Source organism: Actinomadura sp. SCN-SB (assembly GCF_043906805.1).
Classification (GTDB): Bacteria; Actinomycetota; Actinomycetes; order Streptosporangiales; family Streptosporangiaceae; genus Spirillospora.
Window position 1 is genome coordinate 23,305 of sequence record NZ_JBIMPP010000066.1, and the last position, 20,060, is coordinate 43,364.

Sequence of the window (20,060 nt, forward strand, 5' to 3'; positions counted from 1 at the left end):
TCCGTATGTCTGGCTTGTGCTGTGATCTATGCGAGCGGGACGATCAAGGCTGATCCGAAGATCATTCGCCCCGGGCCTTGGCGATGATCTCCTGCGCGACGTTCGAGGGAACCTCGGCGTAGGAGTCGAACTGCATGGTGAAAACAGCCCGGCCCTGGGTCTTGCTGCGCAGATCACCCACGTAGCCGAACATCTCCGAAAGGGGCACGAGGGCCCTGACGACCCGGTTCCCCGAGCGCTCGTCCATCGACTGGACCTGACCGCGCCGGCTGTTGAGGTCACCGATGACATCGCCCATGTTCTCCTCGGGCGTGGTGACCTCGACCGCCATCATCGGCTCCAGCAGCGTGGGGGCCGCCCGGCGGGCCGCCTCCTTGAACGCCATGGAACCGGCGACCTTGAACGCCATCTCCGAGGAGTCCACCTCGTGATAGGCGCCGTCCTGCAGGGTGACCTTGACGCCCACCATCGGGTACCCGGCCAGCACGCCGAACTCGGCGGCCTCCTGGCACCCGGCGTCCACCGACGGGATGTACTCCCGCGGGATGCGGCCACCGGTGACCTTGTTCTCGAACTCGTAGCCGTCCGACCCGCCGCCCAGCGGCTCCAGGTCGATGATCACGCGGCCGAACTGGCCGGAGCCACCCGTCTGCTTCTTGTGGGTGTACTCGACCTTCTCGACCTTCTTGGTGATCGTCTCGCGGTAGGCGACCTGCGGGCGGCCCACGTTCGCGTCGACCTTGAACTCCCGCCGCATCCGGTCGACCAGGATCTCCAGGTGCAGCTCGCCCATCCCGGAGATGACCGTCTGACCGGTGTCCTCGTCGGTGCGGACCGTGAAGGACGGGTCCTCCTCGGCCAGCCGCTGGATCGCGGTGGACAGCTTCTGCTGGTCGGCCTTGGTCTTCGGCTCGATCGCGACGTGGATGACCGGCGCCGGGAAGTTCATCGACTCCAGGACGATCGGGTCCTTGTCGTCGCACAGCGTCTCGCCGGTGGTGGTCTGCTTGAGGCCCATCACCGCGACGATGTCACCGGCGCCCGCGCGCTCGATCTCGGTGCGCTTGTTGGCGTGCATCCGGTAGATCTTGCCGATCCGCTCCTTGCGCTCCTTGACGGAGTTCATGACGCTGGCGCCGGACTCCAGAACGCCCGAGTACACCCGGACGAAGGTCAGCTTGCCCAGGTGCGGGTCGCTCATGATCTTGAACGCCAGCGCGGAGAACGGCTCGTCCTCGCTGGGCTTGCGGGTCAGCACCTGCTCCTCGTCGCGGACGGCGTGGCCCTCGATGGCCTCCACGTCCAGCGGGGACGGCAGGTAGCGGACGATCGCGTCCAGCAGGGGCTGCACGCCCTTGTTCTTGAACGCGGTGCCGCAGGTCACCGGCGTCACCTTGGCCGAGATGGTGGCGCGGCGGATCCCGGCGTAGAGCTGCTGCACGGTGGGCTCCTCGCCCTCCAGGTACAGCTCCATGACCTCGTCGTCGTTCTCGGCCAGCGTCTCCACCAGCTTGTCGTGCCACTCGCGGGCGGCCTCGACGTGGGTGTCGGGGATGTCGACGACGTCGTACATCTCCCCGAGCTTGGCCTCCTCGTTCCACAGCAGGGCCTTCATCGTCACCAGGTCGATGACGCCCTTGAAGTCGGCCTCGGCCCCGACCGGGAGCTGGAGCACCAGCGGGGTCGCGTTGAGACGGTTCTCGATCATGTCGACACAGCGGTGGAACTCCGCGCCCACGCGGTCCATCTTGTTGACGAAGCACATGCGCGGCACGTTGTAGCGGTCGGCCTGCCGCCACACGGTCTCGGACTGCGGCTCCACGCCGGCCACACCGTCGAACACCGCCACGGCACCGTCCAGCACCCGCAGGTTGCGCTCCACCTCAACGGTGAAGTCGACGTGCCCCGGGGTGTCGATGATGTTGATCGTGTGCTTGACGTCCTCGACCGGCCATTCGGTGGTGGTGGCAGCAGAGGTGATGGTGATCCCCCGCTCCTGCTCCTGCTCCATCCAGTCCATGGTCGCGGCGCCGTCGTGCACTTCGCCGATCTTGTAGCTGATGCCCGTGTAGTACAGGATCCGCTCGGTCGTCGTGGTCTTGCCCGCGTCGATATGGGCCATGATCCCGATGTTGCGGACCTTGGCCAGGTCTACACCGGTTTTGGTAGCCACTGTGTCCTCGCGTCGTCTCGTGGTGGTTCCTGACCGCCGGGGTTACCAGCGGTAGTGGGCGAAAGCCTTGTTGGACTCCGCCATCTTGTGGGTGTCCTCGCGCTTCTTCACCGACGCGCCGAGGCCGTTGCTGGCGTCGAGCAGCTCGTTCATCAGCCGCTCGGTCATCGTCTTCTCACGACGCTGCCGGGCGTACACGACCAGCCAGCGCAGCGCGAGGGTGGTGCTGCGGGCCGGCCGGACCTCGACCGGGACCTGGTACGTCGCACCGCCGACACGGCGGCTGCGGACCTCCAGGGTGGGCTTGACGTTGTCGAGCGCGCGCTTGAGCGTGACGACCGGGTCGTTGCCGGTCTTCTCGCGGCACCCTTCGAGGGCGTCGTAGACGATGCTCTGCGCGATCGAGCGCTTGCCGTCCAGGAGGATCTTGTTGACCAGAGCGGTGACCAGCGGCGAGTTGTACACCGGGTCGGCGACCAGCTGCCGCTTCCCCGCGGGACCCTTACGCGGCATCAGCCCTTCTCCTTCTTCGCGCCGTAGTGGCTGCGCCCCTGCTTGCGGTTGCGGACGCCCTGGGTGTCGAGCGTGCCGCGGATGATCTTGTAGCGGACGCCCGGCAGGTCCTTCACACGGCCGCCGCGCACGAGCACGATCGAGTGCTCCTGCAGGTTGTGGCCGACCCCGGGGATGTAGGCCGTGACCTCGATCCCGCTGGAGAGCCGGACACGAGCGACCTTGCGCAGCGCCGAGTTGGGCTTCTTGGGCGTCGTCGTGTAGACGCGCGTGCAGACACCCCGGCGCTGGGGGCTGCCCTTGAGCGCAGGCGTCTTGTTCTTGGTCACCTTGTCCTGGCGGCCCTTCCGGACCAGCTGCTGGATCGTGGGCACCGCGTCTCCGTCTTCCTCGTACCAAGCCGGTAAGTCTTCTGTCTGGACCACCTGTGCGTGGACCCTTAATCACCACCACACACGTGGCTGTGACCTGCCGGTTTCCCGACTCTCTCCGACCCACGCGGTCGGGCGTGTCGCCCTCTCCGGGTTCCGCACACCACCGCCCGGCCCCAGGGGCCGAATCAAGCCGGGGAGTTTGGCGCGGCACGGTGCAGTGCACCTTGGAAATGCACCTGGAGCAGGTACACCTGAGGCGGCCTCACCCGCGCGCACGCAGAGCGGCCCGCAGTGCGGGCACGAAGGTAGAGAGTACCCAGCCCCGCGACAAAGTGCAAAGTGAACGCCACCCGGCCATGGCCGCCTGCGCGGCGCCGCCGCCGGGCCGCGCGCGGCAAGCCGGGCACGGCCGTCGTTACGTGCGTACAACGCTCGATCGCCGACCGGAGTTCCCGCGCCGACACCCTGATCCCGAAATCAGGACGGACGGCGCCGAAACGGGAGGGTGCGAGCGCCGCGCGCCGCCCCAGGTTGGGGAAGATCTGGCCGAAACTTGACCCTTCCCCGCCCCGCGGGCACCGATGGGGCTAGAACACGAAGGCGATCAGGCCCACCGCGATGATCACGAGCCCCGCGACGATCGCCGCGATGGCCAGCATCATGTTCTTGTTGCCGCCCTTGGAGCGGCCACCGCCGGCCTCGCCGCCGTAGGTGGCGGGCTGGCCGTACTGCGGCTGGCCGTACTGGCCTTGCTGCCCGAACTGCCCCTGCTGGCCGAACTGTCCTTGCTGACCCGGCTGTCCGTACGCCTGCTGGGGCTGCTGCCCGAACTGCTGCTGCTGTTCCTGCTGGCCGCCGTACGGGGAGGGCTGCTGCTGGCCGAACTGCTGCTGGCCTTCCGGCATGCCGTACTGCTGCTGGCCGAACTGTTGCTGCTGCTGTTCCTGCTGGCCGTACGGCGACTGCTGCTGCCCGTACCCCTGCTGTGCCTGGCCCCACTGCTGCCGGCCCAGGTCCAGGCGAGTCTGCTCGGGGTTGGCCGGTGCGTCGCTACCCGCCGGACCCTGTGCCCCTTGCGACGAGGGGTCGAACGACTGCGTCGCCTGGTTGTCGTCCGCCGACGCAGCGGCGGACGCGGTTCCGAAGGCCGGACTCTCCTGCCCGAGGGCGGAGGCACCCGCGCCGTAGCCGGAGTCGGGCGGGGGCACCATCATGGTGCGCTCGTGGTCACCGCCCTCGGGCGTGGCCGGCGGCGCCGGCGGCTGCCACGGCTCGGACGAGCCGGACGGCGCCGACGGCGAGTCGGCGGGCTTGCGCTCGGGGCCCGTGGCGACCGGGATGTCGGTGCCCGGCGACCAGTGCAGCGTCGCCTGGTCGTCCACGGGCGGCCGCGGCTGCTGGGGCTCGGGGGCGCCGGAGGCGGGCCCGGGGACGATCAGCGTGCGATCGGCCGTGCCCTCGCCTCCGCCCTGCGGCGGCTGCTGGGCCGCCTCGGGTTCGGGAGCGCTCTGCTGCTGCCCGTACTGGGGCTGCCCGTAGCCGGGCGACTGCTGCTGCTGTTCGTAGCCCGGGATCGTGGGCGGCACTCCGTACCCCTGCTGAGCCTCCTGCGGAGACGTCGGCTGCGGCGGAGCCTGGTAGCCCTGCTGGGGCTGCTGGGCGTACGGGGGCTGTGGCGCCTGCCCGTACCCGCCGGGAGTGGTGCCGGGAACGCCCGGAGGCGGGTCGTAGATGCCGCCGCCCGCCGAGGGCTGCCCGTACTGCGGCTGCTCCTGCGGAGGCGTGTACGGCGGCTGGGGCGGCTGCTGCGGCGCTTCGGACTCGGGCTGCCGCGGCGGCATCGGCTCGATCATCGTGGGCGGCGCCGGAGGCGGCGCGGGACGCTCCTCCTGCCGGGTCTCCGGCGGCTGGGGCGGCTGCGGCGGGCCGCCCGGATGGCCGGCTCCCGGCCGCGCGCCCGCGCCCTGGCCGCCGAGCTGGGGCGCGCCGAAGACCACCGTGCGGTCGCCGAGCGGCCGCTGCGGAGGTTCCTGCTGTTCCTGCTCGCGCTGCTGCTCGCCCGCGGGGGTGTCCTTGTCGTCAGGCAACGGCCACTGCGGTCCCTGGGTGCCGTCTCGCTCGGTCATCGTCGGGCTCCTTCAGCGCCGTCGTCCCTGGGCATTCCCGTCCCAGACCCGTGCCGTCGACCCGGAAACGCGCGGCGCATAACGCGGTCTCCAGGACCCTGCCGTATCCCCCGTGGCGGCCTCGCCACGCTGGGGACTTTCGTCCCCAAGCCTGCCTCCATCGCCAGTGTTATCGCAAATCATCCTGCGTGAAAGGGGCAAGCCCGGCCACGACACGCCTTAGCTGTGCCCTCGGATCGGGTGGGGCCGGTACGGGGCCTCCAGCCGTTCGATCTCGGCCGCGTCCAGCTTGAGGTCCACCGAGGCGACCGCGTCGTCGAGATGGCCGATGCGGGTCGCGCCGACAATGGGGGCCGTCACCCCGGGACGTCCCAGCAGCCAGGCCAAGGCGATCTGGGCCATGGGCAGGCCGCGTTCCTTGGCGACCTCCCGCACCGCGTCCACGACGTCGAAAACGGAGTCCTCGTACAGCGTCTCGGCGAACGCATCCGTCTTGGCGCGCAGGGTACGGCGCTCCCCGCCACGCTCCCAGGTGCCCGCGAGGATCCCACGCGCGAGAGGACTCCAGGGTATAAGGCCCACACCCTGGTCGAGGCAGAGCGGATTCATCTCACGCTCCTCCTCCCGGTAGACCAGGTTGTAGTGGTTCTGCATGGCCACGAACTTCGTCCAGCCGTGGAGCTCGGCCACGTGCTGCGCCTTGGCGAACTGCCAGGCGTACATGCTGGACGCCCCGATGTAACGCGCCTTGCCCGCGCGCACCACATCGTTCAACGCCTCCATGGTCTCCTCGATGGGCGTCTCGGGGTCCCACCGGTGGATCTGATACAGGTCGACGTAGTCGGTGCCGAGGCGCCGCAGCGAGTTGTCGATGCCCGCCATGATGTGCTTGCGCGACAGCCCGCGGTCGTTGGGCTTGTCGCTGAGCTTCCCCCACACCTTGGTCGCCAAGACATAGTCGTCCCGCCTCGGGAACAGCTTCGCCAGCAGCCGCCCGGTGATCTCCTCGGACCGTCCCATCGAGTACACGTCGGCGGTGTCGAAGAACGTCACCCCCGCCTCGACGGCCCGCCGCACGATCGGCTCGGCCTCGTCCTCATCGAGCGCCCACTCCCGGAGGGACCTGTCGCCGTAGCTCATCATCCCCAGGCAGATCCGCGAGACCCTCATCCCCGTCCGCCCCAGCCTGACCTGCTCCATGGCCCCTCCTCGCAACGCTCCGATCTCCGCCCCCACGATGCCCCCCGCCACCGCCCGCCGCCAAGCCCCCGCCCGAACCCGGCTCGCGGCCCCGCCCCGTCCCTTCGGCTGGAAGGACGAGCGTCTGAACCCAAAACCGCCGTATCTGCGGCTGGCGTGAGATCTCCGGAGAGCTGGTGCGCGGGCCGGACGGGACGCCCGTGGAAGGCCAGTGGGAGCTCGATCATCACCCCGGAAGAGTGGATGGTCGTCCGGGACATCTTCGAGAGCCGGAAGGGCCACTTCGTCGGCCGAGACATGAAGATCGGGCGTCCCCACCCGACCGACTACCGCGATCCCACCTACCTGTTGGCGGGCATCTTGCGCTGCGGGAAGCGGCTGCCGGACGGTGCGCTTTGCAACACGCCTCTTCGCTCGAACCGCCACAAGGACGCCAAGCTCTTCTTCAAGCTGGCACCCGGCCTTGAACAGCAGATCGCCCAGATCCGGGCGGACAAGGCCAAGCACGATGCCGCGATCGCGGCCAAGCGGGAGCGTGCCGACGCGAGCGCAGCCGAAATCCGGCGCCGGTGGTACCTGCCCGAGAAAAAAGGCGGCTTCCCGATCTCGGTCAAGCAAACCTACATCCGGTCGGCGCTGCACGCGGTGATCGTCTACCCGGCCGGCAAGGGCAACAAGCGGTTCAGCCCGGACCTACTTGACCCCATCTGGCGAACCGACTGAACAAGAGCCAACACAGGCGACCGGATGTCGTGCCATGGCATCCGGTCGCTCGTGTCCGGTGGGCAATGGCTCAGGCCGCGTACGTATCAAGCACTTCGCGCACGTCCGGGACGTCCCGGAACGGTTCCAGCTTCGCTAGGACGAGGTGGCCACGTTCGGCTGTCCGGCTACTGGCGAAGTCAGCCGTGAGGTCGAACATCCGGCGGGCCGTGGCGGCGGCCTCCTCGGGCTCGTTGGCGTCCGCCAGGGCAACGGCAAGCCATGAGAGGTACAGCGCCAGCTCGCGTGTGTGCGTGGCGTCGTAGCGGCTGAGGACTTCTTGCAGCAGCGGGACGGCTCGAAGCGGCTTACACAATTCGGTGTAGACGCGGGCGTCCATCACGTCGAGTTCTTCGGGGGTGACCCAGTAGGCCCATGCGGGCGCTTCGTCCGATCCATCGTCCGCTAGCGCTTCGTGTGCCTGGCGGAGTGCGTTCATGGCTAGCTGGGCTTGCCCCGCCTTGGCATTGGCCCATGCCACCCGATCGAAGCAGAGTGCGCGGGCCTTGCCTGGCGCGTCGGGGCCTGCCTCCTCCAGCGCCGATCGCGCGAGGCTCACGGCGTCGTCCTCGCGGCCGGTGTTCGCGTACTGATAGGCAAGGCTGCCCGCGAGGTTGCCGACAAGCGCGCGGTCTCCGGCCTCGCGTGCGGCAGACATACCCAGCTTGTAGACGCGGGTTGCCTGCTCGTGCTGGCCTGCGTCGCTCGCAACCCATCCGGCTATCTGCGCCAGCTCGCCGATACTACCGAGCAAGGCCCGTCCAACGTCCTCGGTGTGCGTCGTTCCCCGGTAGAGGCGGACGGCGGCATCCAGCTCGCGCAGCGCAGGGGAGAGCAGGTCCCCACCCGCGATCACATCGTCGGCGAGCCGTAGGCCGTGGGCGCGAGAAGCCAGATCGGCGGCCGTTGATTTACCGACCCGGCGGCCTGCCGTGCTGGTCAGGGGTCCCAGGTGCGCATTGTCTTCCGGGAGGAAGAAGGCAAGCGCTTCAGCGGGGCTAGGTGCGTCGGGGCCAGCGTCCTCGCCTCGTGCGTGAAGCGCTGCGCGCTCAAGATCCCCCAGCGGAACAGAAAGCGCTGTGGCCAGAGCAGGGAGCCACACGACGGGCACGCGCTCCCCACGTTCCCATCGGCTGACCTCATTACGGGTGACTGAGGCTGTGCCAGATATCCGGCACAGCAGTTCCGCCAGCTGTCGCTGGCTCTTACGCGCTTCGCGGCGTCGGCGCGCGAGGTACCTGCCGAACCGCTTCCGCCTCTCATCGGTCACCCTGGCCCCTCCCTGGCCTTCAGTCTGGCCCCTCCTTGGCCTCCTGGCGGGCGCCTCTGGAGAACCCAGGAAATCGGAAGGCTCACCGACATGGAAGGCGCACCGCAAATCATCAGTCAATCTGCCATCCCGAACAACGTCGCCGAGGGACCTACGGCCAGCGACCCACAACCGTGGCGTGATGCGGCGCTGGCGCTGGTCTCTGAACTGGAGGGGCGCGGCCTGGTTGCCCAAGCGCAGGGGCACGGCGTGGTGTGGGCGCGGAATCCAACATGCGATCCGGAAACCGGCGATCAGCGTGGGCAGTCGCAGAGCCCCCACCTTCAGCAAGAGGTCCTGTGCCGTCCGCTGGGCGGGTCGCTGTGGTGGCTGTGGGCCTGGTCGGGTGCTCGGCGGGACTCGCCCGTGGAGCTGGAGCCGTTGTGCCCGGTCTCACAGGTGGAGACGGCGGCGGAACGCATCGCGCACGTCCTGGCGGTCCCGTACGGCGACGGGGCGGACGATGAGCGGCCTTAGCGACACGCGACCCGACTGGCGGACAGGACCGGCGCTACCCCGTGCCATCCAAGAACAGTTTCCTGGAGTGCGTGCCTGGTACGGGCAGGCAACGGGTTCATGGTGGGCACTGGTTCCCGTGCCGGGCGGGTCTCGGCTGGTGGAGGCGCTCACTCCCCGTGAGCTGCGTGAGGCGATCGAGAACGCCGCTGCCCGGCCCTTCAGCGCATGGCCTGACGCGGGGGCCTGGCCGAGGTGGCGCGGTGCTGAGCGCGCGGACCATCCCCAGCGGGGCGGGGCTGTGGGCGGGGCCGCGCTGCGAACGGATGGTCCGGTCCGGGTGCGGCACGGGTACTTCGGTTTGGGCGGCGGTGTGCAGGGTGCGGGTCAGAAGCTCGGCGGTTGCCCACTCGGGCGGCGGCTGGTCGGGGCCGTCCGGACCGTCCAGCCGGATGACGGCGTGGAAGTGGATCAGCCCTCGTCGCTGGTACCCGATCACGCGGGCGTAGGAGAGCCGGGCCTGCTCGCGTAGCGCGGCCGTGATCAGCTTCGGGACAGTCGATCCCGCGTCCGGCGCGGGCTCATCGCCGCGGCACCCCCGCGAGCACGATGATCAGGTCGGCGAGCACCACCGGTCGGTCCTCGGGGACGAAGGTCGCGGAGTCGGCCACCGGGACGAGCCTGGCGCCGGGGAACAGGTCCGCGGTGGCCGTTTCCTGCCAGGGCGCCGAGCCCCCGCGCCCACATCGTGATCTACGAGCGGGGAGGTCAGCCCTGGCGGCTGGGGAGCATCGCCAGGGCTTGGGCGCGCTGCGCGACGAGGTCGTCGTAGGTGCCGTCACGCTCGGCCCAGCGGTGCGTGCGCACCCGCTCCACCAGGATCTCGTCAGGGGTCGGCTCCTGGGAGAGCAGTTCCATGACCTCGGTGGCGAAGTCGTCGAGCGGCAGCGCGTGCGGGTTCACCTTCTCCTGACCGCGCGTGGCGACGGCCGGGGGGACGAGCTCGACGACGCCGACGCCGGTGCCGTCGAGCTGCGCGCGGAGCGCCTCGGAGTAGGCGTGGACCGCGGCCTTCGACGCGGCGTAGGTGGGCATGGGCGGGAACGGCAGGAACGCGATGCCGGAGGTGACGGTGATGAAGGTCCCGGCGCCGCGCCCGACCAGGTGCGGGGTGAAGGCGTCGATGACCCTGATGGTGCCGACCAGGTTGGTGTCGATGGTCGTCTGTGCCGCCTCGAAGTGCTCCGGATCGCGCAGGTCCTCCATGAGCATGACCCCCGACATGGTCACCACGGTGTCCAGCTCGGGGTACCGGGCAAGGACGGCGTCGCGGGCCCGCGCGACGGAGGCGCCGTCCGTGACATCGACGGCGAACGCGCCGATGCCCTCGCCGGAGAGTTCGGTGAGCGCCTCCGCGTCGCGGCCGCCGACGGCCACGGCGCTGCCCGCCGCGGCGAACCGCCGGGCCAGCTCCCGTCCGATGCCGGAGGTTCCGCCGACGATGAGAACGGTACGGTCGGAGACATTCATGAGGTGCTCCCTGAACTCGTCGCACCGGCGATGCCGCTGCCGCGGCGCCGTCCGGTGCTGATCACTGTCGTTCCACGGTGTGGTGCCACCATCCTCGGCACCGCCCGCCGAGCGCGGCAGTGCCCCCGTTTTCCCTGGTCCCGCCAGGGCCCCCTCGCAGAACCGCGTACCCGATTACGGTGGAGTCATGAGGGACGAGGGAACCGACAACCGGCTCGGCGCCTACCTCCGTGCCCGGCGTGAGCTGGTCACCCCGGAGCAGGCGGGCATCCCGCCCGGGAGGAACCGCCGCGTCCCCGGCCTGCGCCGGGAGGAGGTCGCCCTGCTCGCCGGGATCAGCCCCGACTACTACCTGCGCCTGGAACGGGGCCGGGACAGGAACCCCTCACCGCAGGTCCTGGAGTCGCTTGCCCGCGTCCTGCGTCTCGACGACGTCGAGCGGACGTACCTGCTCGACCTCGCCGCGCCACGCCCCAAGGCACCGCGCCGCAGGCGGCCGGAGCAGGTGCCCCCGCGGGCGCACCAGCTCCTCGCCCACCTCCAGATCCCCGCGTTCGTCGAAGGCCGCGCGTTCGACGTCCTGGCCTCCAACGCCATGGCCGTCGCGCTCTCGCCCCGGCTGCGGCCCGGCCGCAACCGGCTCCGCTCCTTCTTCCTCGATCCCGAGGAACGGGCCTTCCACCACGACTGGGAGAAGGCCGCCGCCGGGTTCGTCGCCGCCCTCCGGACCACCATCGGGGACGACGTCGACGATCCCCGGTTCGTCGAACTCGTCGGGGAACTGGCGCTGTCCAGCCAGAGGTTCCGTACCCTGTGGGCCCGGCACGACGTCCGAGCCCTCGACGGAGGAACCACCACCGTCCACCACCCCGTCGTCGGCGACCTGCGGCTGCACCGCGACAAACTTCCGCTCGACGACCTCATCCTCGTCGTCTACTACCCCGACAAGGGCGACGACAGCGACGAGAAACTGCGGCTCCTGGCCGCGCTCTCCCCGGCCGGCCCCGGGGTCACGGCACCAGACACGACGGCGCGCACCACAGACAAGCCCTGACAGGACGAGGACCCCCGGACCCCGCGCACGACAGAGGCCCCTCCCGGGCGGGAGGGGCCTCTTCGCGTCGTCAGTCAGGGTGTCCGCGAGCCGGGGCGCCGCGGGCGGCGGCGCCCCGGGACGGAACGTCAGCGGTTGTACTGGCCGAAGTCGTACTCCTCCAGCGGGACGGCCTCGCCGGAGCCCTGGCCGAAGGCGTACTCGGCGCCGTCGTCGTAGGACCCGACCGAGTACACCGCGGCCTTCGCCTCCTCGGTGGGCTCGACCCGGACGTTGCGGTACTGGGGCATGCCCGTACCGGCCGGGATGAGCTTGCCGATGATGACGTTCTCCTTGAGGCCCAGCAGCGGGTCGCTCTTGGCGTGCATGGCCGCCTCGGTCAGCACCCGCGTCGTCTCCTGGAAGGAGGCGGCGGACAGCCAGGACTCGGTGGCCAGCGACGCCTTGGTGATGCCCATCAGGACCGGACGGCCCGCGGCGGGCACCCCGCCCTCGGCGACCACGTTGCGGTTGGTCTCCTCGAAGAGGGGACGCTCGACCAGGTCGCCCGGCAGCAGCTCGGTGTCGCCCGACTCGAGGATGTTCACCCGCTTCAGCATCTGGCGGACGATGATCTCGATGTGCTTGTCGTGGATCGACACGCCCTGCGACCGGTAGACCTCCTGGACCTCCTGGACGAGGTGCAGCTGCACCGCGCGGGGGCCGAGGATGCGCAGCACCTCGTGCGGGTTGATGGCGCCCGCGATGAGCTGCTGGCCGACCGCGACCCGCTCGCCCTCCTTCACCAGCAGGCGCGACCGCATCGGGACCTGGTAGGCGATCTCGTCCGAGCCGTCGTCCGGGACGATGACGACCTTGCGGGTCTTCTCCGTCTCGTCGATCTTGACCCGGCCGGCCACCTCGCTGATCGGGGCCACGCCCTTCGGGATACGGGCCTCGAACAGCTCCTGCACACGCGGCAGGCCGTGGGTGATGTCACCGCCGGCCACACCGCCGGTGTGGAAGGTCCGCATGGTCAGCTGGGTGCCGGGCTCGCCGATGGACTGCGCGGCGATGATGCCGACGGCCTCACCGACGTCCACCCGCTTGCCGGTGGCCAGCGAACGGCCGTAGCAGGCGGCGCAGACACCGATCTTGGCCTCGCAGACCAGGGCGCTACGGGTGCGCACCTCCTCGACACCGGCCTCGACCAGGCGCGACACCACCGAGTCCGACAGGTCGGTGTCGGCCGGGAAGATGACCGTGCCGTCGACCACGACGTCCTCGGCGATGGTGCGGCCCACCAGGCTGGTCTCCGAGGTGACCGGCTTGACCAGCCTGCCGGTCGCCTCGTCCCGGTCGGCCACGCGGAACGGGATGGTGCGGTCGGTGCCGCAGTCCTCCTCGCGGACGATGACGTCCTGCGCCACGTCCACCAGGCGCCGGGTCAGGTACCCGGAGTCGGCGGTGCGCAGCGCGGTGTCGGCCAGGCCCTTCCGCGCGCCGTGGGTCGAGATGAAGTACTCGACGACCGACAGGCCCTCGCGGAACGAGGACTTGATCGGACGCGGGATCGTCTCGCCCTTCGGGTTGGACACCAGCCCGCGCATGCCGGCGATCTGCCGCACCTGCAGCGGGTTGCCGCGGGCACCGGAGTTCACCATCATCCAGACCGGGTTGGTCCGCGGGAACGCCTTCTCCATGTCGACCGCGACGTCGGCCGTGGCCTTGTTCCAGATCTCGATGAGCTCCTGCTTGCGCTCGTCATCGGTGATCAGGCCCCGGTTGAACTCGCGCTGCACCTTGTCGGCGCGGCGCTCGTAGTCCGCCAGGATCTCGGCCTTGTTCGGCGGGACGACGACGTCCTCGATGGAGATGGTGACCCCGGACCTGGTGGCCCAGTGGAACCCGGTGCTCTTCAGCGCGTCCAGCGCGTTGGCGACCTCGACCTTGGGGTAGCCCTCGGCCAGCTCGTTCACGATCGCCGACAGCTGCTTCTTGCCGACCTCGTAGTTCACGAACGGGAAGTCGTCCGGCAGCGTCTCGTTGAACAGCGCCCGGCCCAGCGTGGTCTCCAGCCGGTACGGCTGCCCCGGCTCGTACCCCTCGGGGGCGGTCCAGTCGCGCGGCGGCGGAACGTCCTTGAGCCGCACGTGGATCTTGGCCTGGAGGTCGAGCTCGCCACGGTCGTAGGCCATGATGGCCTCGGCGACCGAGCCGAACGCACGGCCCTCGCCGTCCGCGCCCTCCTTCTCCGTGGTCAGCCAGTACAGCCCGATGACCATGTCCTGCGTGGGCATCGTGACCGGCTTGCCGTCCGACGGCTTGAGGATGTTGTTGGTCGACAGCATCAGGATCCGCGCCTCGGCCTGCGCCTCCGCCGACAGCGGCAGGTGCACCGCCATCTGGTCGCCGTCGAAGTCGGCGTTGAACGCGGTGCAGACCAGCGGGTGGATCTGGATGGCCTTGCCCTCGACCAGCTGTGGCTCGAACGCCTGGATGCCGAGGCGGTGCAGGGTCGGCGCGCGGTTCAGCAGCACCGGGTGCTCGGTGATGACCTCTTCCAGCACGTCCCACACCACCGGGCGGGCGCGCTCGACCATCCGCTTGGCGGACTTGATGTTCTGCGCGTGGTTGAGGTCGACCAGCCGCTTCATCACGAACGGCTTGAACAGCTCCAGCGCCATCTGCTTGGGCAGGCCGCACTGGTGCAGCTTCAGCTGCGGGCCGACCACGATGACCGAACGGCCGGAGTAGTCGACGCGCTTGCCCAGCAGGTTCTGGCGGAACCGGCCCTGCTTGCCCTTGAGCATGTCCGACAGCGACTTCAGCGGACGGTTGCCCGGCCCGGTGACCGGGCGGCCACGGCGGCCGTTGTCGAACAGCGCGTCGACGGCCTCCTGGAGCATCCGCTTCTCGTTGTTGACGATGATCTCGGGCGCGCCCAGGTCGAGCAGCCTCTTCAGCCGGTTGTTCCGGTTGATCACCCGGCGGTACAGGTCGTTCAGGTCGGAGGTCGCGAAGCGGCCGCCGTCCAGCTGCACCATCGGACGCAGGTCCGGCGGGATCACCGGGATGCAGTCCAGCACCATGCCCAGCGGGCTGTTGCGGGTGTTGAGGAACGCCGAGACGACCTTGAGCCGCTTGAGGGCGCGGGCCTTCTTCTGGCCCTTGCCGGTGCGGATGGTCTCGCGGAGCTTCTCCGCCTCGGCCTCCAGGTCGAAGTTCTGCAGCCGCGCCTGGATGGCCGCGGCGCCCATGCCGCCCTCGAAGTACTTGCCGAAGCGGTCCCGCATCTCGCGGTAGAGGAGCTCGTCGCCCTCCAGGTCCTGGACCTTGAGGTTCTTGAACCGGGTCCAGACCTCCTCCAGCCGGTCCAGCTCGCGCTGGGCGCGGTCGCGGAGCTGCTTCATCTCGCGCTCCGCGCCGTCCCTGATCTTGCGCTTCTGGTCGGCCTTGGCGCCGGCCTCCTCCAGCTCCGCCAGGTCGGCCTCCAGCTTCTGCTGGCGGGCCTCGACCTGGGCGTCGCGGGCCTGCTCGATCTGCTGGCGCTCCACCGAGATGTGCGCCTCCAGCGTGGGCAGGTCGCGGTCGCGCCGCTCCGCGTCCACGCTGGTGATCATGTACGCGGCGAAGTAGATGATCTTTTCGAGGTCCTTGGGCGCCAGGTCCAGCAGGTAGCCGAGCCTGGACGGGACCCCCTTGAAGTACCAGATATGGGTGACCGGGGCGGCCAGCTCGATGTGGCCCATCCGCTCACGCCGCACCTTGGCACGCGTCACCTCGACACCGCAGCGCTCGCAGATGATGCCCTTGAAGCGGACGCGCTTGTACTTGCCGCAGTAACACTCCCAGTCCCGGGTGGGGCCGAAGATCTTCTCGCAGAAGAGCCCGTCCTTCTCCGGCTTGAGGGTCCGGTAGTTGATCGTCTCCGGCTTCTTCACCTCGCCGTGCGACCACTGGCGGATGTCGTCGGCGGTCGCCAGACCGATGCGAAGCTCGTCGAAGAAGTTGACGTCAAGCAACTGTTTTCCCCTTGAGTTGATCAGACCTCTTCGACACTGCTCGGCTCACGCCGGGACAGGTCGATGCCGAGCTCCTCCGCGGCGCGGAAGACGTCCTCGTCGGTGTCGCGCATCTCGATGGACATGCCGTCGCTGGAGAGCACCTCGACGTTCAGGCACAGCGACTGCATCTCCTTGATGAGCACCTTGAAGGACTCGGGAATGCCGGGCTCGGGGATGTTCTCGCCCTTGACGATGGCCTCGTACACCTTCACTCGGCCGAGCACGTCGTCGGACTTGATGGTCAGCAGCTCCTGGAGCGCGTAGGCGGCGCCGTACGCCTCCAGCGCCCACACCTCCATCTCACCGAACCGCTGCCCGCCGAACTGGGCCTTACCCCCGAGCGGCTGCTGGGTGATCATGGAGTACGGGCCGGTCGAGCGAGCGTGGATCTTGTCGTCGACCAGGTGGAGCAGCTTGAGGATGTAGATGTAGCCGACCGAGATCGGGTCCTTGTACGGCTCGCCGGTGCGCCCGTCGAACAGCTTGGCCTTGCCGCCGGGGCCGACCAGGCGGTCGCCGTCCCGGTTGGGCAGGGTGCTGGCGATCAGGCCGGTGACGTCGTCCTCGCGGGCGCCGTCGAACACCGGGGTGGCGGTGTTGGTCCACGGCGGGGCCTCGTCGGCGCCGATGGCGCGCAGCGCGCGCTTCCACTCCGCGTCGTCGCCCTCGACCTTCCAGCCGCGGCTGGCCACCCAGCCGAGGTGGGTCTCCAGGACCTGGCCGACGTTCATCCGGCCGGGCACGCCCAGCGGGTTCAGGACGATGTCGACCGGGGTGCCGTCCTCCAGGAACGGCATGTCCTCGACCGGCAGCACCTTGGAGATGACGCCCTTGTTGCCGTGCCGGCCCGCCAGCTTGTCCCCGTCGGTGATCTTGCGCTTCTGCGCCACGTACACCCGGACCAGCTCGTTCACGCCGGGCGGCAGCTCGTCGCCCTCGTCCCGGGAGAACACCCGGACGCCGATGACCTTGCCCTGCTCGCCGTGCGGCACCTTCAGCGAGGTGTCGCGGACCTCGCGGGCCTTCTCACCGAAGATCGCGCGCAGCAGCCGCTCCTCCGGGGTCAGCTCGGTCTCGCCCTTCGGGGTGACCTTGCCGACCAGGATGTCGCCGGGGACGACGTCGGCGCCGATCCGGATGATGCCGCGCTCGTCGAGGTCGGCCAGCACCTCCTCGGAGACGTTCGGGATGTCCCGGGTGATCTCCTCGGGGCCCAGCTTGGTGTCGCGGGCGTCGACCTCGTGCTCCTCGATGTGGATCGAGGACAGGACGTCGTCCTGCACCAGCCGCTGGGACAGGATGATGGCGTCCTCGTAGTTGTGGCCCTCCCACGGCATGAACGCCACGAGCAGGTTCTTGCCGAGCGCCATCTCGCCCTGGTCGGTGCACGGGCCGTCGGCGATGACCTGGCCCACCTCGACCCGCTGCCCCTCGTCCACGATGGGCTTCTGGTTGAAGCAGGTGCCCTGGTTGGACCGCTTGAACTTGGCGACCCGGTAGGTGGTGCGGGTGCCGTCGTCGTTCATCACGGTCACGTAGTCGGCCGAGACCTCCTCGACCACGCCGGCCTTCTCCGCGACGATCACGTCGCCGGCGTCGACCGCGGCGCGGTACTCCATGCCGGTGCCCACCAGCGGCGCCTCGCTGCGCAGCAGCGGGACGGACTGGCGCTGCATGTTGGAGCCCATCAGCGCCCGGTTGGCGTCGTCGTGCTCCAGGAACGGGATCATCGCGGTGGCGACCGAGGTCATCTGCCGCGCCGAGACGTCCATGTACTGGACCTCGCGCGGGCCCACCAGCTCGACCTCGCCGCCCTTCTTGCGGATCAGGACGCGGTCGTCGGCGAACGAGCCGTCCTCGGCCAGGGCCGTGTTGGCCTGCGCGATGACGTACCGGTCCTCCTCGTCGGCGGTCAGGTAGTCGATCTGGTCGGTGACCACGCCGTCGACGACCTTGCGGTACGGCGTCTCGACGAAGCCGAACGGGTTGACCCGGCCGAACGCCGCCAGCGAGCCGATCAGGCCGATGTTCGGGCCCTCGGGGGTCTCGATCGGGCACATCCGGCCGTAGTGGGACGGGTGGACGTCGCGGACCTCCATGCCCGCCCGCTCGCGGGACAGACCGCCCGGGCCCAGCGCGTTCAGGCGCCGCTTGTGGGTCAGCCCGGCCAGCGGGTTGGTCTGGTCCATGAACTGCGACAGCTGGCTGGTGCCGAAGAACTCCTTGATGGAGGCCACAACCGGACGGATGTTGATCAGGGTCTGCGGCGTGATCGCCTCGACGTCCTGGGTGGTCATCCGCTCGCGGACGACGCGCTCCATCCTGGCCAGGCCCAGCCGGACCTGGTTCTGGATCAGCTCGCCGACCGTGCGCAGCCGCCGGTTGCCGAAGTGGTCGATGTCGTCGACCTCGATCGGCACCTGGGCGGTGCCCACCGTGCCCTCCTCCTCACCCGCGTGCAGGCGGACGAGGTACTCGACGGTGGCGACGATGTCGTCCTCGGTCAGCGTGCCCTGGTTCATGTCCAGGTCGAGGCCGAGCTTCTTGTTGACCTTGTACCGGCCGACCTTGGCCAGGTCGTACCGCTTGGGGTTGAAGTACAGGTTCTCCAGCAGGGTCTGCGCCGACTCCTTGGTCGGCGGCTCGCCCGGACGCAGCTTGCGGTAGATGTCCAGCAGCGCGTCGTCCTGGCCGGAGGTGTGGTCCTTCTCCAGCGTGACGTTGATCGACTCGTAGGCGCCGAACCGCTCGCGGATGCGGTCCTCGGTCCAGCCGAGCGCCTTGAGGAGCACGGTGACCGGCTGCTTGCGCTTGCGGTCGATGCGGACACCGACGTTGTCGCGCTTGTCGATCTCGAACTCCAGCCAGGCGCCGCGGCTCGGGATGACCTTGCAGCCGTAGATGTCCTTGTCCGACGCCTTGTCCAGGGCGCGGTCGAAGTACACACCGGGCGAGCGGACAAGCTGGGAGACGACCACCCGCTCGGTGCCGTTGATGATGAAGGTGCCCTTGGGGGTCATGAGCGGGAAGTCGCCCATGAACACCGTCTGGCTCTTGATCTCACCGGTGGTGTTGTTGATGAACTCCGCCGTGACGAACATCGGGGCGGAGTAGGTCATGTCCTTGTCCTTGCACTCCTCGACGGAGTACTTGGGCGGCTCGAAGCGGTGGTCGCGGAACGACAGGGACATGGTTCCGGAGAAGTCCTCGATGGGACTGATCTCCTCAAAGATCTCTTCGAGGCCCGACTGGGTCGGGACGCTCTTACTTCCGGCCTTCTGGGCCGCCTCGACCCGGGCCTTCCACCTCTCGTTGCCCAGCAGCCAGTCAAAGGAGTTGGTCTGCAGCGCAAGGAGGTCCGGGACTTCGAGCGGCTCCTTGATGCGCGCGAAGGAGACGCGGTTCGGACCGGTTGCGGTATTCGAGGCGTTGCGCGAGGCTGCCAAGAGTGGTCCTTCCGAGGGCTCGCGGCGTAACTGACGGCACGCACGCCAGACGATCCAGGTGCGAGAGGCGGGATGAAGTGCCCCGAACCGGGGCAGGACAATAGGCTCTCACACGAGGATAGTCAGAGGGCAGCGCAAAGGGGCAGTGTAGCCGACCACCACACCGCTTGCAACTCTAGCGCCGCAGTATGCATCACAGTTGCCATGGAGCATCGCTTCTGAACGCCGCAGAGTCAAGAGCGAGCCCGGACTTTTCGGGCGCTGACCTGCAGTGAGGAAGGCCATAGTTTAGGATCCGCGAGGTCACCCTCGGCAGGGGCGCGCCGGACGGCCCCGGCCGCGGCGTCACATCATCTGGAGCTGCGAGACCAGCCACCGGTCGCCGACCTTGGTCATGACCAGGCGCAACGTGTACTGGCTGGGGGTGCGCTCGGCGGTGGCGGCCTTGGCCGTCGCCTGGTTCAGGTAGACCAGCGCGATCGCCTTACGGCCGTCCAGGCTCTCCACCGACGTCCGGACCGCCGTCCCCTCCACGACCGCTTTCTGCTGGAGCGCCGACGGCTTCACCGTGGCGGTCATCCGGGTGAAGTCGTTCCGGAAGTCGCCCGTGGTGTGATCGGACGCCCGCTTCAGGTCGGCGTCGATCGTCCGGTAGTCGTAGGACGACAGATCCTCGGCGGCCTGTTTCGCGGCGAACGTGACCTGCTGGACGGCCCGCTCGTCCGCCTTGAGCCCCTGCACGGCCACGACCAGCCACCCGAGCGCTCCGGCCAGGGCGAGATTCACCGCGATCAGCACGTAGGACCGCGTCCCCAGCGGCGGAAGCCACCGCCGCCGCTCGCGGCCCGCCGGCCTGTCCTCGTCGTCCTCCTCGTCGTCTTCCTCGTCGTCTTCTTCGCCTTCTTCGTCTTTGACGGTTTCCTCGGCGTCGTCCTCGGTGGTGGCCTTCGTGAGGTCGGCCTTGGACGAGGCGGACCCGGCGGTCTCCTCCGCCTCCGCCTCCGCCTCTTCTTCCTCTTCGGCTTCCTCTACGGCCGCCGCCTCGGCCTCCGCTTGGGCCGCCGCCTCGGC

At 69.2% G+C, this 20,060-nt stretch carries 14 protein-coding genes; 3 read left to right on the forward strand and 11 right to left on the reverse strand.

Annotated features, from left to right (window positions below):
• Positions 1–61: 61 nt before the first annotated feature.
• From fusA to ACGWYJ_RS31455, 5 genes are all read right to left on the reverse strand, one after another.
• The gene (fusA, locus tag ACGWYJ_RS31435; RefSeq protein WP_395110065.1) at positions 62–2,173 is read right to left on the reverse strand and encodes an elongation factor G; all 2,112 of its coding nucleotides are present in this window, start codon (positions 2,171–2,173) and stop codon (positions 62–64) included.
• Between the two features lie 42 nt (positions 2,174–2,215).
• Complete coding sequence (gene rpsG / locus ACGWYJ_RS31440) at positions 2,216–2,686, reverse strand: 30S ribosomal protein S7 (RefSeq protein WP_285694670.1); 471 nt, start codon at positions 2,684–2,686, stop codon at positions 2,216–2,218.
• Positions 2,686–3,060 carry a 30S ribosomal protein S12 gene (gene rpsL / locus ACGWYJ_RS31445; RefSeq protein ID WP_067889275.1) on the reverse strand — a complete coding sequence of 125 codons (375 nt, stop codon included), beginning with the start codon at positions 3,058–3,060 and terminating at the stop codon, positions 2,686–2,688. The genes rpsG and rpsL overlap by 1 nt, the downstream gene beginning before the upstream one ends.
• 587 nt (positions 3,061–3,647) lie before the next feature.
• Positions 3,648–5,186, reverse strand: coding sequence for a hypothetical protein (locus ACGWYJ_RS31450; protein WP_395110066.1), 1,539 nt, complete (start codon positions 5,184–5,186; stop codon positions 3,648–3,650).
• 219 nt (positions 5,187–5,405) lie between these two features.
• Entirely contained in the window at positions 5,406–6,386 is a 981-nt protein-coding gene (locus tag ACGWYJ_RS31455; protein WP_395110067.1) for an aldo/keto reductase, read from the reverse strand.
• A gap of 243 nt (positions 6,387–6,629) precedes the next feature.
• Here ACGWYJ_RS31455 and ACGWYJ_RS31460 point away from each other — a divergent pair, with 243 nt between their 5' ends.
• On the forward strand, positions 6,630–7,109 hold the full coding sequence (locus ACGWYJ_RS31460; RefSeq protein ID WP_395110068.1) for a hypothetical protein: 480 nt from the start codon (positions 6,630–6,632) through the stop codon (positions 7,107–7,109).
• A gap of 70 nt (positions 7,110–7,179) precedes the next feature.
• Here ACGWYJ_RS31460 and ACGWYJ_RS31465 read toward each other — a convergent pair whose 3' ends face one another.
• The gene (locus ACGWYJ_RS31465) at positions 7,180–8,418 is read right to left on the reverse strand and encodes a helix-turn-helix domain-containing protein (protein WP_395110069.1); all 1,239 of its coding nucleotides are present in this window, start codon (positions 8,416–8,418) and stop codon (positions 7,180–7,182) included.
• 90 nt (positions 8,419–8,508) lie between these two features.
• Between ACGWYJ_RS31465 and ACGWYJ_RS31470 the strand changes: the two genes are divergently transcribed.
• On the forward strand, positions 8,509–8,934 hold the full coding sequence (locus ACGWYJ_RS31470) for a hypothetical protein (protein WP_395110070.1): 426 nt from the start codon (positions 8,509–8,511) through the stop codon (positions 8,932–8,934).
• Positions 8,935–9,031: 97 nt separating this feature from the next.
• On the opposite strand, the gene ACGWYJ_RS31475 is transcribed toward ACGWYJ_RS31470, so the two are convergent.
• Both ACGWYJ_RS31475 and ACGWYJ_RS31480 read right to left on the reverse strand, forming a co-directional pair.
• Positions 9,032–9,460 carry a replication initiator gene (locus tag ACGWYJ_RS31475; protein WP_395110078.1) on the reverse strand — a complete coding sequence of 143 codons (429 nt, stop codon included), beginning with the start codon at positions 9,458–9,460 and terminating at the stop codon, positions 9,032–9,034.
• A gap of 221 nt (positions 9,461–9,681) precedes the next feature.
• Positions 9,682–10,443 carry an SDR family oxidoreductase gene (locus tag ACGWYJ_RS31480; protein WP_395110071.1) on the reverse strand — a complete coding sequence of 254 codons (762 nt, stop codon included), beginning with the start codon at positions 10,441–10,443 and terminating at the stop codon, positions 9,682–9,684.
• Positions 10,444–10,630: 187 nt separating this feature from the next.
• Here ACGWYJ_RS31480 and ACGWYJ_RS31485 point away from each other — a divergent pair, with 187 nt between their 5' ends.
• Complete coding sequence (locus tag ACGWYJ_RS31485; RefSeq protein ID WP_395110072.1) at positions 10,631–11,497, forward strand: helix-turn-helix transcriptional regulator; 867 nt, start codon at positions 10,631–10,633, stop codon at positions 11,495–11,497.
• 128 nt (positions 11,498–11,625) lie between these two features.
• Here the strand turns inward: ACGWYJ_RS31485 and ACGWYJ_RS31490 are convergent, their stop codons facing one another.
• The 3 genes from ACGWYJ_RS31490 to ACGWYJ_RS31500 all read right to left on the reverse strand — a co-directional run.
• Positions 11,626–15,501: a DNA-directed RNA polymerase subunit beta' gene (locus ACGWYJ_RS31490; protein ID WP_395110073.1), complete on the reverse strand. Its 3,876-nt coding sequence runs from the start codon at positions 15,499–15,501 to the stop codon at positions 11,626–11,628.
• Positions 15,502–15,521: 20 nt separating this feature from the next.
• On the reverse strand, positions 15,522–18,989 hold the full coding sequence (rpoB, locus tag ACGWYJ_RS31495) for a DNA-directed RNA polymerase subunit beta (RefSeq protein ID WP_395110074.1): 3,468 nt from the start codon (positions 18,987–18,989) through the stop codon (positions 15,522–15,524).
• 345 nt (positions 18,990–19,334) lie between these two features.
• Positions 19,335–20,060: hypothetical protein (locus ACGWYJ_RS31500; protein ID WP_395110075.1), on the reverse strand; the 726-nt coding region annotated here is incomplete at its 5' end.

Bases quoted from the DNA above. Each gene is read 5' to 3' on its own strand.
- rpsG (WP_285694670.1), bottom strand. From the start codon at position 2,686: ATGCCGCGTAAGGGTCCCGCGGGGAAGCGGCAGCTGGTCGCCGACCCG.
- ACGWYJ_RS31450 (WP_395110066.1), bottom strand. From the start codon at position 5,186: ATGACCGAGCGAGACGGCACCCAGGGACCGCAGTGGCCGTTGCCTGAC.
- ACGWYJ_RS31455 (WP_395110067.1), bottom strand. From the start codon at position 6,386: ATGGAGCAGGTCAGGCTGGGGCGGACGGGGATGAGGGTCTCGCGGATC.
- ACGWYJ_RS31460 (WP_395110068.1), top strand. From the start codon at position 6,630: ATGGTCGTCCGGGACATCTTCGAGAGCCGGAAGGGCCACTTCGTCGGC.
- ACGWYJ_RS31470 (WP_395110070.1), top strand. From the start codon at position 8,509: ATGGAAGGCGCACCGCAAATCATCAGTCAATCTGCCATCCCGAACAAC.
- ACGWYJ_RS31480 (WP_395110071.1), bottom strand. From the start codon at position 10,443: ATGAATGTCTCCGACCGTACCGTTCTCATCGTCGGCGGAACCTCCGGC.
- ACGWYJ_RS31485 (WP_395110072.1), top strand. From the start codon at position 10,631: ATGAGGGACGAGGGAACCGACAACCGGCTCGGCGCCTACCTCCGTGCC.